The 15,855-nt window shown below is 45.7% G+C and carries 10 protein-coding genes; 6 read left to right on the top strand and 4 right to left on the bottom strand.

The features are described 5' to 3' along the window. Nucleotides 1-219: 219 nt before the first annotated feature. The 4 genes from ACTQ9T_RS10920 to ACTQ9T_RS10905 all read right to left on the bottom strand — a co-directional run bounded on the left by ACTQ9T_RS10920 (nucleotide 220) and on the right by ACTQ9T_RS10905 (nucleotide 6,400). Nucleotides 220-2,139 carry a phosphomannomutase gene (locus ACTQ9T_RS10920; RefSeq protein ID WP_440465055.1) on the bottom strand — a complete coding sequence of 640 codons (1,920 nt, stop codon included), beginning with the start codon at nucleotides 2,137-2,139 and terminating at the stop codon, nucleotides 220-222. Between the two features lie 72 nt (nucleotides 2,140-2,211). Further along, a complete protein-coding gene (gene dut, locus ACTQ9T_RS10915) occupies nucleotides 2,212-2,676 on the bottom strand; it encodes a dUTP diphosphatase (RefSeq protein ID WP_010198884.1) in 465 nt (154 codons plus the stop codon). A 145-nt stretch (nucleotides 2,677-2,821) separates the two neighbouring features. Next, nucleotides 2,822-4,225 carry a magnesium transporter gene (mgtE, locus tag ACTQ9T_RS10910; protein WP_440465054.1) on the bottom strand — a complete coding sequence of 468 codons (1,404 nt, stop codon included), beginning with the start codon at nucleotides 4,223-4,225 and terminating at the stop codon, nucleotides 2,822-2,824. 141 nt (nucleotides 4,226-4,366) lie between these two features. Further along, nucleotides 4,367-6,400 carry a UvrD-helicase domain-containing protein gene (locus tag ACTQ9T_RS10905; RefSeq protein ID WP_194620361.1) on the bottom strand — a complete coding sequence of 678 codons (2,034 nt, stop codon included), beginning with the start codon at nucleotides 6,398-6,400 and terminating at the stop codon, nucleotides 4,367-4,369. Nucleotides 6,401-7,200: 800 nt separating this feature from the next. Between ACTQ9T_RS10905 and ndhC the strand changes: the two genes are divergently transcribed. From ndhC to nuoG, 6 genes are all read left to right on the top strand, one after another. Further along, nucleotides 7,201-7,824 (top strand): NADH-quinone oxidoreductase subunit A, encoded by a 624-nt coding sequence (gene ndhC, locus ACTQ9T_RS10900; protein WP_010198891.1) that lies wholly within the window; start codon nucleotides 7,201-7,203, stop codon nucleotides 7,822-7,824. A gap of 175 nt (nucleotides 7,825-7,999) precedes the next feature. Further along, nucleotides 8,000-8,668, top strand: coding sequence for a NuoB/complex I 20 kDa subunit family protein (locus ACTQ9T_RS10895; RefSeq protein WP_010198893.1), 669 nt, complete (start codon nucleotides 8,000-8,002; stop codon nucleotides 8,666-8,668). A 106-nt stretch (nucleotides 8,669-8,774) separates the two neighbouring features. Beyond that, nucleotides 8,775-10,550, top strand: coding sequence for an NADH-quinone oxidoreductase subunit C/D (gene nuoC / locus ACTQ9T_RS10890; protein ID WP_189586443.1), 1,776 nt, complete (start codon nucleotides 8,775-8,777; stop codon nucleotides 10,548-10,550). A gap of 200 nt (nucleotides 10,551-10,750) precedes the next feature. After that, nucleotides 10,751-11,260, top strand: a complete 510-nt coding sequence (nuoE, locus tag ACTQ9T_RS10885) for an NADH-quinone oxidoreductase subunit NuoE (protein ID WP_240216825.1) — start codon at nucleotides 10,751-10,753, stop codon at nucleotides 11,258-11,260. Next, nucleotides 11,257-12,681, top strand: coding sequence for an NADH-quinone oxidoreductase subunit NuoF (gene nuoF / locus ACTQ9T_RS10880; RefSeq protein ID WP_440465053.1), 1,425 nt, complete (start codon nucleotides 11,257-11,259; stop codon nucleotides 12,679-12,681). The genes nuoE and nuoF overlap by 4 nt, the downstream gene beginning before the upstream one ends. Before the next feature lie 10 nt (nucleotides 12,682-12,691). Continuing rightward, nucleotides 12,692-15,808: an NADH-quinone oxidoreductase subunit NuoG gene (gene nuoG / locus ACTQ9T_RS10875; RefSeq protein WP_440465052.1), complete on the top strand. Its 3,117-nt coding sequence runs from the start codon at nucleotides 12,692-12,694 to the stop codon at nucleotides 15,806-15,808. Nucleotides 15,809-15,855 lie beyond the last annotated feature (47 nt).

Below are 15,855 nucleotides of genomic sequence, written 5' to 3'. Positions count from 1 at the left end.
GAATGACTAAACTTACTGTTTTAACGTCGAACTGTCTAAAAAATAGTCTCTGTCAGTGCCATGGTCGAATGTTCAATACGCCCTAATTATTCTCAGATATGCTGGTCTTTATAATGATAAAAAACAATTTATACAAGGATTGGTAGCGAGATTTTATGTCAGCGGCTAGGCAATGATGATAATGAAACAAGTTAATTCAATCAAAGTCAGCTCAAAGAGCTATTCAGAGAGAAGTGCTGCAATCTGCTCTGCCAAGTTTTTATCAAATGGGCGACACAGCGCGACGAAGCGGGCTTGTATGTCTTTCAAATCTGTAAGGCTGTCACCAGCAAAGCGCACGGTCAAATGATGACTGGTGTTTGATTGGCGTAATACACCAAAACCATGAGCAAAATCTAAGCGCACGCCGTCAATACAGGTCAGCTGCGTGCCGCTCGGTAATAACTGCTTTGCTTGTGCTAACGTTGTGTGCTTGACGCTCGATGATACACAAGTGCATTGTGATGAGACATAAGCCGCAGTCAGTGTGCTGTCGAGGTCGTCAGAAGGCGCGGCAACCAAACACTGCAAATAACAACAAAATTCTGCCAATTGCTGCACGATTGGGCACTGCAAAGGCGCTCTACTGGGTAAAGGTAAATAATGATCTGCTGTACTGACCAACATCGGTAATTGATGGGTAATATCAGTCAAGCGAATAGGGCGTGACTGCTCAATCGGCTCACCCCATAAACCTACAGCAGCCGATGATTTGTCACGATGCGTTGCTGTATAGGCCAACCAATGTAGTAGGCGCAAGCCCGCGTACATCGCATCATCATGAGCAGTAAAATAACCATCGTTAAAAATAAAGTGCCCAGACAATTCGCCTGCGAATAAGATTTGACTGTCATCGGCCTGTAGCTGTTGACGCATTAAACTACTGCCAGTTTTACTCAGGATTGGAGTCGCTCCCAAATCGCTCAAGAGAATAGGCAGATGGTGTGAGCATTTGATATCGAACAGCACTTGCGGGGATGCGGTATGAGTTTGCCACGTCTCTGGACGCTCGCTCATGGCGACTGAGGCGAGCAAATACAGCAGATGATCGGGCATGACTATTTTACCACTGTTATCGACGATCATCAGTCTATCGCCATCACCGTCGAATGCTAGACCAATATCAGCAGTATTAACGATGACATTTTGTTGCAACTCTGCCAATCGATTCGGCTCAGTAGGGTCAGGGTTACCCATGGGGAAGTTACCATCAGGGATGTCATTGATGATGATGACGCGCTGGCAGAAAGTGGTAAATAAGGGCAGGGCAATCCTGCTAGTGGCCCCATGCATACAATCAATAACGATGGTGAGATCAAGCTTTTTAAAGGTTCGTTTGTTACTAGCCGATAGGTTTTGCTCTGGATAAATACTGACAAATACCTCGGCAATGGCATCAATATAAGGCGTTGCCACAGTGTCAGTCGGCAAGCCAATGACCGATAGCATTGAAGTTGCCTGTTTGTCATTACTTTGGCTAGCACTTGGAAGCTTAAGGCTGTCACTATGATTGTCTATTTGATTGTGGTGTTGGTTGGTATCAAACGCTATCAAATCTTGATAAAGCACCTGAATATCTTTAGCACTAGGAGAAGTATTGCCGACCAGCCATTTGAGACCTAAGATGCCTTTTGCAGAATGACTGGCGGTGACCATGATGCCATGACCAGCGTATTGCTCGGTCCAAAATGCCATCATCGGTGTCGTAATCAACCCTAAGTTAATCACTTGGAGGCCTTGCTTTTGTAGGATCGATGCCAACGACTGAGCCATACTGTCACTATCACAGCGCACATCATAGCCGATGATGACCGTGGTTTCTTTCGGCTTATGATGCGGTTTAACGTTGCTGCTAGCAATGGGGCTGTTAGAAATATGGCTATTAGCAATGGGGCTACTAGAAATGGGTTTGCTACGTTGTTTCGCATTATGGTTTTTATAAAGTCGCACAAATGCGGCGCCCAAAGCCTGTATAAAATTCGGAGTAAAGTACTGCTCGTCGCCGCGAATATCGTAAGCACGAAATAAGGATTGCTGCGTCGCAAAAAACGGCATGGCTTTACTCTCCTTATCGTCGTGGTTGATATTTTCGTGATGCATGCAAAATTGCTAGCCAGTGATTGTCTATACAGTGATTATCTATACAGTGATTATCTATACAGATTAATCGTTCTAGTGACGACCCGAATGTCCAAACCCGCCAGCACCGCGTACGCTTTCATCACTGAATTCTGCGACAACTTCAAACTCAGGACGGACAACAGGCACCACGATATATTGCGCCATACGTTCTGCTGGATTGAGCACAAAGTCGTCTCCACTACGATTCCAAATACTAACCATCAGCTCACCTTGATAGTCCGCATCAATCAATCCGACCAAGTTACCCAAAACGATACCGTGCTTATGCCCAAGCCCTGAGCGCGGCAAAATCATACCAGCATAGTTGGGATCTTGAATATACACAGCGAGACCAGTACCGATCAAATGCGTTGCGCCTGCTTTAATGGTCAAAGGCTCATCAATGCAAGCACGTAAGTCGATACCAGCACTGCCATCGGTGGCACGAGTCGGTAAGGAAAACGCTTTATCTTCAACGATTTTAGGATTTAACACTTTTACTTGTACAGCTTGCATAACGCACTCACTTAACGATTTGATGGTTTTTAAATTGTGATTTTGAACAAAAGTTATTCAAGATTCTTATGTAACAAGACCTCTATGTAAATAGCATTTCTATATGTTGACTGGGTAATTATTGATTCAGTCACTTAATATCCAATTAAAGTATCAGCACACTCGCCAAGCCCAAGAATGACATAAAGCCAACGATATCGGTTACTGTGGTCAAAATAACGGAAGCAGATAGCGCAGGGTCGATATTCATCCGCTTTAGCATCAGCGGTATACTAATACCTGAAACGTTAGCGGCGGTCATGTTAATCGCAATCGCAAAGCCAATCACGGCGCTGATTTTGATATCATCAAACCATAATTGAGCAATAAATGCCATGATTATCGCCCAAATGATACCGTTTATCGCACCAACCCACAGTTCTTTGTTTAGGAGCCAGACACGGTTAGAACCACCAATTTGACCCATTGCCATACCACGGATGACAACCGTGAGTGTCTGCGAGCCAGCGATACCGCCCATACTGGCGACTACTGGCATGAGGATTGCCAGTGCTACCACCTTTGCCAATACTTCCTCAAACTGTCCAATCACCGCTGCCGCTAAAAGCGCGGTACACAAGTTGATACCCAGCCAGACACTACGGCTTTTGGCACTGGTTAGGATGGGTGCAAATAACTCTTCATCTTGACTGACACCAGCGAGGTTTTTCATGGTGCTATCGACATCATCTTGGATGATTTCCATGATATCTTCGCCATTTAACTGACCAACCAATTCGCCATAACTGTTAATCACAGGCGCGAAACGAATGTCTTCTGAACGAAAAATCGCGGCGGCATCTTGAATGTCTAAACGATCATTGATCGTAATGGCTGTATCAATCAGCGCTGACACCAACGTGTTTTGCTCATGCTTAATCAAATCGACCAGACTCAGCAGTCCAAGTAATTGCTGGCTTTGATCGACGACCAGTAGCTCTTGGCTTTGGTCATCAAGCAAGTCGTCGTTTTCGCGTAGCCAATGCTGTACATCAGAAAGGTGGATATCATCTCTTATCTGGATAATGTCAGGATCCATGTAACTTCCCACTTCCCAGTCGGCATAAGTATCCAGTTTATTAACTTGGACACGAGTCTCTTCATCCAGCGTTGCCATGACTGAGGTACGCACGCTCTCAGTAACGGTGTCCAAAATTTCTGAGATGTCTTGGGCATCAAGGTCTTGGGTAAATAACGAGATTTCTTGAGAAGAGATATTCTCCATCAACGGCTGGCGCGTATCGTACTCTAGTTCTGCAAGCACTTCACCTTTGATGTTTTCTGGTACTTGCTCCCAGATTAGTAGACGGTTTTGAGTGGGAAAAGACTCGAGTAGGTTGGCAATTTCATATTCCGACTGCTTTTCTAAAAACTCAGTAATCGCCTCATAAGCTTTCTCAGCAACTAAACCCTGCAAGTACAGCAGTTTATATTCGGCGCTATATTCTGCCGGATTATAATCTCCTGATAGCATAGAGGGGCGTTCCTGATTGGGCGTCTGGGTAGGCATAAGGGTTCCAATGTTTTTAGAAGATAGAAATGATATCGTCAAAGTATCTGTAAATGATTACAGCGTTAACTTTGTTTAATGTGCTAATTGATGACACGCCCTAATATTGCTTTGCAGCCATCAATGGTGCTAATGCTGCGGTTAGCGCTTACCCAGTAACGCTCGAATATTGGCCAAATATTCATCAGCAACCGCTTCTGGGTCTTTAGTCGCCTTTTTCTTTTTCGCCTTGGCAGGCCAATCAATATGATCCTCAGGCAGCTCATCCAAAAATCTTGATTCTGAGGTGACGCGCATCTGTCCGCCAGCACGGCGCTGGGTCGCGAGCGTCAGTGTCAGCTCACGGCGTGCACGGGTAATGCCTACGTACATCAGACGGCGCTCTTCTTCGACCGTCTCGCTCATGATAGAGTTGCGATGCGGCAGCATTTCTTCCTCAAGCCCCATGATGTAAACAAAATCAAATTCCAGACCTTTTGCCGCATGCAAGGTCATCAAGTTAACTTTATTAGTGTTTTCTTCTTCTTGCTGCTGCTCAAGCATATCGAGCAATACTAGCTTACGAATAATGGTATCAATCGTCCGATCTTCATCTTCTTCAGCACGATTGATTAACGACTGAATACTGGTATAAAGCATATCAATATTATCGATACGGTTCTTTTCTTGTTGTGGCGTTTTGGCATCGCTACGAACAAAGTCAATATAACCGGTCTCATCAATCATCTGGCGCACGATTGGCACGGGGTCAGGATGTTGATCTAACTCGCGAGTATAATGCTCGATGAATTCACCAAACTCTTTTATCGTGCCATAAGCTTTAGACGGCAATACGTGAGCAAGACCAGCGTGCGTGCAAGAGGCCAATAATGAGATGCTATGCTCTTGCGAAAACAAACCAAGCTTTTCGAGGGTTGCAGGTCCCATACCGCGCTTAGGCGTATTGATAATACGCAAAAACGCGCTGTCGTCTTCGGGGTTCAAAATCAGACGCAGATAGCCCATGATGTCTTTGATTTCACTACGCGCAAAGAAAGACTGACCGCCGGACAACTTATAAGGCACTTGCAACTGACGCAATTGTGCTTCCAACATGCGCGCCTGAAAATTACTGCGGTAGAGGACAGCGTACTGTTCCCACTCATTACCAAAGCGCAGTTTATGGGTGACGATCTCTTTCGCCACGCGCTCGGACTCGTCGTCATCATTACGACAGTTGATAATGCGAATTTTTTCGCCTTGACCTTTGTCTGACCAGAGTTTCTTTTCGAATAAATGCTCGTTATTCATAATAACAGCGTTAGCAGAGGTCAAAATACGCGTGGTCGAGCGATAATTTTGCTCAAGCATGACGATTTTTAGTTTCGGAAAGTCTTCTTTGAGCAGCGCCATGTTTTCAGGCTTAGCACCACGCCATGCATAGATAGATTGGTCATCATCACCCACGACGGTAAAACGTCCTTGCGGTCCGACCAGATATTTAATCATTTCATACTGCGCAGTATTGGTGTCTTGATACTCATCGACCAATAGATAGCGAATGCGATTTTGCCATTTATCACGCAGCTCTCTGTTTTCACGCAATATTTTGGTGGGCAGTACAATCAAATCATCGAAATCGACGGCATTATAAGCGCGCAAATTACGCTCATAAAGCGCATACAAGGTCGCAAAAATCATATCTTCTGGATCGTCTAAGGTTTCCATCGCCTTGTCAGGTTCAATCAGATCGTTTTTCCAATCAGAAATCATTTTAATGGCTTTACCAACCAGCTCGCGACTTTCAGCCCCGCTTAAGTTATCGCGCATCATCAGCTCCATCAACAAGCGCTTACTATCGTCGCTGTCCATGATGGAGAAGTTGCCTTTTAGCGGCGTATGAATCAGCTCATAGCGCAAAAACTGCAAGCCAAACTGGTGAAAAGTTGACACGGTCAGTCCGCGCATTTTTTCACTTGGTAGCAGCTTGCTCACCCGCGCTTTCATCTCACGTGCCGCTTTATTGGTAAAGGTCACCGCCGTGATGCGCTCAGCTGGCATGTTGCATTCTTCGATCAGGTAGGCAATCTTACGCGTAATCACTGAGGTCTTACCGGATCCGGCACCTGCTAGTACGAGTAATGGACCAGATACGTAGAGCATCGCTTCTTGTTGTTTGGGATTAAGTTGACTCATAACGTGACCTGTAAGACAAAAGCAAAAAAGAGGGTAGAGCTGATAGTATCGTGGCTAAACGAACGCGGCGTGTATGATTAAAGTCGATATCGTGGCAATATTTTTAATCAAATTAATCAGTTAATTAAAGTAATAGAGTGTGCTATTTATTGAAAATGTGCCATTAAAATTGGCTGGGCTATTATAAAGCAAAAACCATAACTTTGGGTAAGGAGTTGGCTGATGACAATGGCATGATAAAGCATGCAATATTTAGCATCAACGCTACTGATGACGGTTGGTAATAAAAAGTAAGGATTTGGTGTTAATATAAGGTAACGTCTATATCATAATTTATAGATAAAAAAATATGTTTTTTTTGCTTATAAAGTGACCGTCCAATGCAGTTAAAAACTAGCTTTTGAACCATGATATGCGTATAGTACGTAAATAATTTATGCCAGTTGTCACGTCACTATTGACCACGTGTAATGAGCTATTAAATCAATTAAATAAAACATCAAATATGATATTGATTTAATACGTTGATCTTACGTTGTTAGAAGATGCGTTAGGCGACCAGCTTTCTCCGCGCGCGTATCGGGATTCTACAGTTGGGCACGTCTGACACCGTCGTCAATAAGCTTGATAATTGGTTATTACCAGCACAGTACCTATAATCATCATCGAATTACTGATAAAAAGTGACTCGATGACAGTTACTTTGTGTTTTCGTCTGCGTTACGCCTGTCGCAAAATTGCCTTAATGGGTGTATCTGCGCTGCGCTTGACACTCGATTGGGTGAGGAGCACGTATTATCATGTCTGCTTTTAATTGGTCAGCAGTTGCGTTTATTTTAGCCGCTATTGGGCTAGTTGTTTTTATGCTGGTCGTTCCGCGCTTGCTTGGCGGTCGCTCTCAGGGCTCACAAAAAGAAGAAGTATTTGAAGCGGGTGTTGTCGGATCTGGCAACGCCCGTATTCGTTTGTCTGCCAAATTCTACTTGGTCGCCATCTTCTTCGTCATCTTTGACTTAGAGGCGTTGTACTTATACGCCTATGCGGTCTCCGTTCGTGAAACTGGCTGGGCTGGGTTTATTGCGGCGGCAACCTTCATCATTGATTTGTTAATCGGTCTGGTATACGCTTTAAGTTTAGGGGCGCTAAACTGGGCGCCTGCTGACAAACTGCGTAAAAAAGCACGTCTCTATGCTGCGCCTGCGCCCTTTAATTGGGCGGATATCACTAAGTTTGATGGTGTCGATGAGCTGATGGTCGACCCGACGGGTAAGATACCAGCGCAGTCTTCAGGACAGATTAACGTCTCTAACAATATTGAGACCAATCGCCGTCATTTACAGAACATCGATCATATTAATACCACGGGTAACGTTACTTCTGTGGACTTTGCGACGTCTGCACAGCCAGACAAAGCGGGGCGTTAATGCCAGCTGTTGATCTTAGCTTATAGCGTTCGTAAAAAAGATGAGCAGCCAGATATAAAAACGTTTGTTTATATTGATGATCGTTGATGATTAGCCACTTATTAATAATAGAAGTTATGGCGCTAGTGCTGGCAAGATGATTGCCCTGCTGAGCCTAATATAAAGGTTGTATGTTATGAAATACACATTAACAAAAGCCAACCCTGATGCAGATGTCTATCCTGCACAGACCAGTCAAACGGTCAACGATCCTATCGAAGACGAAGTCAATAAAAACGTCTTTATGGGTCGCCTAGAAGACCTCGTTCACTCGACTGCAAACTGGGGGCGCAAGCACTCACTGTGGCCATTTAACTTTGGTACCTCTTGCTGTTATGTCGAATATGCCACTACTCTGACGGCGGTTCATGATTTGTCACGCTTTGGGGCAGAAGTTATTCGCGCCTCACCGCGTCAGGCAGATGTGATGATCGTCGCTGGTACTTGCTTTGTCAAAATGGCACCCGTTATTCAGCGTCTTTATGAGCAAATGCTTGAGCCAAAATGGGTTATCTCGATGGGCGCTTGTGCCAACTCAGGCGGCATGTATGATATCTACTCGGTCGTACAAGGCGTGGATAAAATCATCCCTGTCGATGTCTATGTACCAGGTTGCCCGCCGCGTCCAGAAGCGCTGATTCAAGGCTTGATGCTGCTACAAGAGTCTATTACTAAAGAGCGTCGTCCGCTGGGCATTCATGTCAATGAGCAGGGTATCTACAAGCCACAAATGACCCCTGAGCGTGACCGTAAGCAAGCCGACCGTATTGCGGTCAAAAACTTGCGTAGCCCTGACAGTATTTAGATTCTAGATAGTATTTAGATTCACAGTAACAACCTCAACGTTTTATACGCTCATCACAGTGTAGTTATGATGAATCAGTTATGATTAATGAAGGAATACATCATTCATGGTCACGGTAGTCGAAAACATAGATCCTAAGATTAAGCCTGTTCCAGCCGTCATCAAAGAGCTGGAGCATAAATACGCCGGTAAGTTCGTGGTACAGCACACTGTTGATGAGATTCCAACGGTTTGGGTAGCGCGTGCTGATTTGCTGGATATTCTCTTATTCCTACGTAAATTGCCTAAGCCTTACGTCATGCTATTTGACTTGTCAGCGATAGATGAGCGCTTGCGCCAACATCGCCAAGGCATGCCTGACAGTGATTTTACGGTGTTTTATCATTTAATGTCGTTTGAGCGTAACAGTGATGTCCGTATCAAGGTCGCGCTGAGCGAAGACGACGTCAATGTACCGAGCGCTACGCAGATTTGGCCAAATGCCAACTGGTACGAGCGTGAAGTTTGGGACATGTTCGGTATTGTCTTTACGGGACATCCGCATTTGACCCGTATTTTATTACCGAAATACTGGGAAGGTCACCCACTGCGCAAAGAGTATCATGCGCGAGCGACTGAATTTACCCCGTATTTCTTGAATACGGCTAAGCAGCAATACGAGCAAGAAAACCTGCGTTTCGTCCCAGAAGAATGGGGCATGAAGCGTTCAGGTCGTGATGAAGACTTTATGTTCTTAAACATCGGTCCTAACCATCCCTCTGCTCACGGTGCCTTCCGTTTGGTACTACAGCTGGATGGTGAAGAAGTCGTCGATTGTATCCCTGATATCGGCTATCACCATCGCGGCGCAGAAAAAATGGCGGAGCGTCAAACGTGGCACTCATACATTCCTTATACCGACCGTATTGATTATCTCGGCGGTGTGATGAACGAGCTACCGTACATTATGTCGGTCGAAAAGCTTGCTGGGATTACGATTCCACCGCGCGCTGAAACCATCCGCGTGATGATGAGTGAGTTTTTCCGTATTACCAATAACTTGCTATTCGTCGGTACTTTCATTCAGGATGCGGGTGGTATGACCCCTGTATTCTATATGTTTACCGATCGCCAAAAAGCCTATGACGTCATTGAAGCGGTGACTGGCTATCGTATGCATCCCGCTTGGTTCCGTATTGGCGGTACTGCTGCTGATTTGCCACGTGGCTGGCAGCGTCTGGTGCGTGAGTTCCTAGATTGGATGCCAAAACGCTTGGACGAGTATGTCAAAGCGGCATTACAAAACAGTGTGCTCAAAGGCCGTACTCAAGGTGTTGCACAATATAATGCCAAGCAAGCATTGGCTTGGGGCGTCACTGGCGCTGGTCTACGTGCCACTGGTGTGGATTTTGATCTACGCAAAGCACGTCCCTATATGGGCTATGAAAACTACGACTTTGAGATACCAGTTGGCTACAACGGCGATGCTTATGATCGCTGTATGGTAAAAGTTGAAGAGATGCGCCAGTCGTTACGCATCATCCGTCAGTGTATGGATAACATGCCACAAGGTCCATACAAGGCAGACCACCCATTAGCCGTGCCACCACCAAAAGACCGTACGCTAAACGATATTGAGACCTTGATTAATCACTTTATCTCCGTATCTTGGGGTCCTGTGATGCCAGCGGGTGAGTGTACGACGATTGTAGAAGCGACTAAAGGTCTGAATAGTTATTACATTACCTCAGATAAGGCGACGATGAGCTATCGCACCCGTATTCGTACACCGACATTTGCGCATTTGCAGCAGATGCCATCAGTCATTAATGGTTCGCTCGTCTCTGATGCCATTATGTATTTGGCATCGATTGATATTGTGATGGCGGATTGTGATCGCTAGTGCTTTAATCTAAACAGTGCTTTAATCTAAGAATAGTGCTTTGCTCAAAGAATTATAGTTTTGAAAAAAGATAAGTTAATCAATATATTACTGCCAAATGGCACACCAAAATGCTGTAATATTTCAGTGCAATGATAGTCAGTGTTTAGACCGTCAATGTAGTGTGATAAAGCGTGATGAGTGAGGAAAGATAGAAGATTATGAAAATTGTTTCCGACAAAATGCCAAAAGTAGATGTGGCAAGTATCCTCACTGCTGAGGAAATTGCTGCCATTCATGAGTTTATGCATCATTACCCACAGGCGCGTGCCGCCTCGCTAGATGCGCTGAAAATTGTGCAAAAGCGCAACGGCTGGGTCGATGATGCGCAAGTGAATGCTATCGCTAATATCTTAGATATTCCGATGTCAGATATGGACGGCGTTGCCACGTTTTTCAACCGTATCTATCGTCAGCCTGTCGGTCGCCACGTGATTCTTATTTGTGATTCAGTGGCTTGTTATTTGACCGGTTATGAGGCGTTATCGGCTGAAATCAGATCGCAACTAAATATTGAGTATGGTCAGACGACCACTGATGGTCGTTTTACGCTATTACCGATTTGCTGCTTAGGTAACTGTGATAAAGGGCCTGCGGTGCTGATAGACGAAGACACTTATGGCCCTGTCCAGCCCTCCGAGGTCGCGCAATTATTGGAGCTATACGCATGAGTTTAACGATTTCAGAGCAAATTGCTCGTCGCGGTCAAGGCCAAGCGCCAAGCCAGCTAAATGCACAGCGTGTTCCAATCTATGGTGATAAAGAGACAGCTACCAGCGAAACCAAGCCTTTGACTTGGCGTTTGGCGCATCATGATGCCGTGCTTGATTTATCCACTTATGAATCTCTAAAAGGCTTTACTGGTTTAAAAGAAGCCTTATCTAAGTCGCCTAAAGCAGTCGGTGATATGATTAAAGCTGCCAACGTCAGAGGTCGCGGCGGTGCGGGCTTTAACGCTGGTTTGAAGTGGACGTTCATGTCGCCGCCAGACGGTTTACCGCGTTATCTTATCTGTAATGCTGATGAGATGGAGCCGGGTACGTTTAAAGACCGTCTATTAATGGAGCGTCTACCACTTCAGCTTATCGAAGGTATGCTTATCACTGCGCATGCTATCGGGGCGACTGACGGTTATATCTTTATCCGCGGTGAGTACATTTTAGCTGCTCAGCGCTTGGTTACTGCTATCGAAGAATGCTTGGCCAATAATCTAATGGGCGATAACATTCTTGGCTCAGACTTTAGCTTTAATCTGCATGTACATACTGGCGCTGGGCGCTATATATGTGGTGAAGAGACAGCATTGATTAACTGTCTAGAAGGTCGCCGTGCTAACCCACGTACCAAACCACCTTTTCCGCAAATCTCTGGTGCATGGGGCAGACCAACGGTTGTCAATAACGTTGAGACTTTATGTAATATGCCAGCCATCCTGAATCATGGCGTTGAATGGTATCAGTCGTTGTCTGATGTTAAAGGTAAAAGTAAAACGCCAGGCACGAAACTGTTTGGTTGCTCAGGCTTGGTCAATGACCCCGGTTTGTGGGAGCTACCATTTGGTTATACCGCTCGTGAAATCATCGAAGATTTGGCTGGTGGTATGAAAGATGGTAAAACACTGAAAGCTTGGCTACCGGGCGGCGCCTCGACTGACTTTTTGACCGCAGAACATTTGGATGTGGTGGTAGATTTTGACACCATTCAAAATGCGGGTAGCCGTATGGGTACTGGTCTGATTATGGTTGTTGATGAATCACAAGACATGGTGCCATTACTGCGCAACCTTGAGATTTTCTTTCAACGCGAATCGTGCGGTTGGTGTACACCATGCCGCGATGGTCTGCCGTGGGGTGTCAAATTGCTTACCGCTATCAATGATGGTGAAGGGCAAGTGGGCGATGTTGAAAAACTAGAAGGCCTAACGCGTGACTTATGGATTGGTAAAACATTCTGTGCGCATGCGCCGGGCGCGATGGAACCACTGATGAGTGCGATTAAATATTTCCGTCCTGAATTTGATCAAAAAATCGCGCAGGCGGTTGGTGTCGATGTCATTGATGCGGCAGCCAATCAACAGCCAGAAGTGAAATAAGGAGAGCGGCATGGCAGTCATACATATTGATGGAACCACTGTCGAAGTAGATAGCGCAGATAACTTGCTACAAGCCTGCTTATCACTCGGCATTGATGTGCCGTATTTTTGTTATCATCCAGCCCTTGGCTCAGTAGGCTCGTGCCGTCAGTGTGCGGTCAAGCAATTTCAAAATAAAGAAGACATGGAAGCAGGTCGCGGTCGTCTCGTGATGTCATGTATGGTCGCTCCTGGCGATGACATGTACATCTCGGTCACTGACGATGAAGCCAAAGCATTTCGCAAGTCGATGGTTGAGTTACTCATGACTAACCATCCACATGACTGTCCAACCTGTGAAGAGGGCGGCCATTGTCATTTGCAAGACATGACTTATATGTCAGGTCATAGTCGTCGTCGTTACCGCTTTACCAAACGCACGCATCATAACCAAGAGCTTGGTCCATTCATCGCGCATGAAATGAACCGTTGTATCGCTTGCTATCGTTGTGTACGTTTTTATAAAGACTATGCAGGCGGCGAAGATTTGGGCGTTTATGGCTCAAACAATCGCGTCTATTTTGGTCGTGATAAAGATGGTCAGTTCGAAAGCGAGTTTTCAGGCAACTTAACGGAAGTCTGCCCAACAGGCGTCTTTACCGATAAAACGCATTCTGAACGTTATAACCGTAAATGGGATATGCAGTATGCGCCTAGCATCTGTCATGGCTGCTCGGCTGGTTGTAATATCTCACCGGGCGAGCGATATGGTGAATTGCGCCGTATCGAAAACCGCTATAACGGTGAAGTAAACCGTTACTTCTTGTGTGACCGTGGTCGCTTTGGTTATGGCTATGTCAATCGTGATGATCGTCCAACGCAAGCGCTTGAGCGTATCAATGATAAGCATGTCAAAATCAATATTGACTATGCACTTGATGAAACCATCAAGCGTATCAAAGATAAAAAAGTCATCGGGATTGGCTCACCGCGCGCCAGTCTAGAGACTAACTTTGCGCTAAAAAATCTCGTTGGCTTTGATAACTTCTCAACGGGTTTGAACCATCAGCAGCAAGCACTGGTCAATAAATGTATCGAAGTGCTCAGCACTGAAGGCATCTATAACCCAAGCATGACAGACATTGAAAGCCATGATGCGGTATTAGTATTGGGTGAAGATATCACGCAAACCTCATCACGTGTTGCACTATCAGTACGCCAAGCCGCAAAAAATGAAGGCCTTAAAATGGCAGCGGCATTGCAAACGCAACCTTGGCTTGCTGAACCTGTTAAGCGTATCGCGCAAGATGCGCTAAGCCCAGTTTATGTCATTGACGTGACGCAGACTAAGCTAGAAGACATCAGTAAAGTGAGCGTGGTCGCGACCCCTGAAGACATTACTAAACTTGGCTTTAAAGTCGCTGATGAGATTACCAACTTTGCTGATGATCTAGCAGAAATAGCAGATCCGCAAGCGGCTGAACAAGATGCCAATATTGATACCAGTACTGAGACTGACGGTATGCAAGCGTTAGCGAAGCAAATCGCTTATGACTTGATTCAAGCAGACAAGCCACTGGTCATCTCAGGTAGCAGCTTGTCTTCTACCGCATTGATAGAAGCGGCTGCACAGATTACTCAGGCATTAACGCAAAAACGCTCGGCTATCAAAGCGACTGAACAGCATCAAGTTGAGACGCATAACGCTAAAGTCAATGCGGCAACGCAACAAGCACAAACAGATCAGCCTGAAGAAGACCAAGAGCTATCAGCTAAGCCAAATAAACCTGAAACGGGTGTGAATACAGAAGTGCAGGACGATATAGAACGCGCCCCTGCTGAAAAACTTGAGCTGAAAGAAGTAAACAATAAGTATCAGGCACAAGCAGGTATTTACTTAACGGTTACCGATGCTAATAGCATGGGTGTTTGCATGCTCGGCGGTCAATCAGTAGAAGAGTTGTTAGCGACTGATTTCGATGTGGTTATCGTCGCTGAAAATCAGCTGACTGATGCCATCGATGCCAATAAACTGACGCAGTTATTATCTGATAAAACCGTCATTGCACTCGATCATCAGTTGCTTGATTGGCATAAAGATGTCGATATCGTATTGCCAGCCGCTAGCTTTGCAGAAGCAGACGGCACATTGATATCTGCTGAAGGCCGTGCTCAGCGCTTCTTCCAAGTCTATGATAACGAATATTATCATCCGATGAGCAGTATCAAAGAAGGCTGGCGCTGGTTGCATGCAGTGCATAGCAGCATCGAAGGTCGTGATGTCGATTGGACGCAGCTAGATGATGTCATCAATGCGTTGATTGCCACGCATCCTAAGCTTGCTGGTATCAAAGGCGCTGCGCCTGATGCTGATTACCGTATGACGGGTCTGAAAATTGCTCGTCAGCCACGTCGTTACTCAGGTCGTACCGCTATGCGTGCGCCGATTTCAGTGCACGAGCCAATGCAGCCAAAAGATTTGGATACTGGCTTAACCTTCTCAATGGAAGGTTATAGCGGTAAAGAAACGCCAAGCTCGATGATTCCTTTTGCCAATGCGGCAGGCTGGAACTCACCGCAAGCGTGGAACAAATACCAAGACAAAGTCGGCGGTCATCTGAAAAATGGCGATCCAGGTGTACGCTTATTTGATCAGCTAGCACGTTTAGAAACACGTCAATATGTTGCGCCAGAAGCGATGTCTGCGACGACGACTGATATGCAGCAAGGCCAAGCGAAGCTAGTGCCTATCTATAATATCTATGCCAGTTCAATGATGGCTTCTCGCAGCCCAATCGTCGCTGAGCAACTACCTGTTGCCGCATGGCGTATCGGTATGGATGATGCCAAAGACTGGAATATTGCTGCTGGTGATTACTTGGCGATTGAAATCGATAAACAACAAATTACCTTGCCAGTACAGATTGTTGGCTATTTAGCGGAAGGTTGTATCGGTTACCCAGTCGGGCAGGTGAGCATCATTCACCCATCGATGCCAGCGTCGGTACGTAAAGTTGATGCGCCAGTGACCATGATGGGTAGTATGGCTGACGATAGTTCTTTGATAAATAATGATGCTGGAAACGGCATGAACGATAATAGTGCCGCGCAAATGAATACAGCGCCGACCATCACACAGGAGGTGTAATATGCAAGTTACCCGTATTATCCCTGATGTGCCAAGCTTTTTGGCGA

This window comes from Psychrobacter sp. ASPA161_6 (assembly GCF_051970285.1).
GTDB classification, from domain to species: Bacteria; Pseudomonadota; Gammaproteobacteria; order Pseudomonadales; family Moraxellaceae; genus Psychrobacter; species Psychrobacter glaciei.
Note: the sequence above shows the minus strand (reverse complement) of the source record. Positions and strands in the feature narration are given on the sequence as shown.

Coding starts and splice junctions, on each gene's coding strand:
- nuoG (WP_440465052.1), top strand. CDS start 12,692: ATGGCAGTCATACATATTGATGGAACCACTGTCGAAGTAGATAGCGCA.
- ACTQ9T_RS10920 (WP_440465055.1), bottom strand. CDS start 2,139: ATGCATCACGAAAATATCAACCACGACGATAAGGAGAGTAAAGCCATG.
- dut (WP_010198884.1), bottom strand. CDS start 2,676: ATGCAAGCTGTACAAGTAAAAGTGTTAAATCCTAAAATCGTTGAAGAT.
- ACTQ9T_RS10895 (WP_010198893.1), top strand. CDS start 8,000: ATGAAATACACATTAACAAAAGCCAACCCTGATGCAGATGTCTATCCT.
- nuoE (WP_240216825.1), top strand. CDS start 10,751: ATGAAAATTGTTTCCGACAAAATGCCAAAAGTAGATGTGGCAAGTATC.
- mgtE (WP_440465054.1), bottom strand. CDS start 4,225: ATGCCTACCCAGACGCCCAATCAGGAACGCCCCTCTATGCTATCAGGA.
- nuoF (WP_440465053.1), top strand. CDS start 11,257: ATGAGTTTAACGATTTCAGAGCAAATTGCTCGTCGCGGTCAAGGCCAA.
- ndhC (WP_010198891.1), top strand. CDS start 7,201: ATGTCTGCTTTTAATTGGTCAGCAGTTGCGTTTATTTTAGCCGCTATT.
- nuoC (WP_189586443.1), top strand. CDS start 8,775: ATGGTCACGGTAGTCGAAAACATAGATCCTAAGATTAAGCCTGTTCCA.
- ACTQ9T_RS10905 (WP_194620361.1), bottom strand. CDS start 6,400: ATGAGTCAACTTAATCCCAAACAACAAGAAGCGATGCTCTACGTATCT.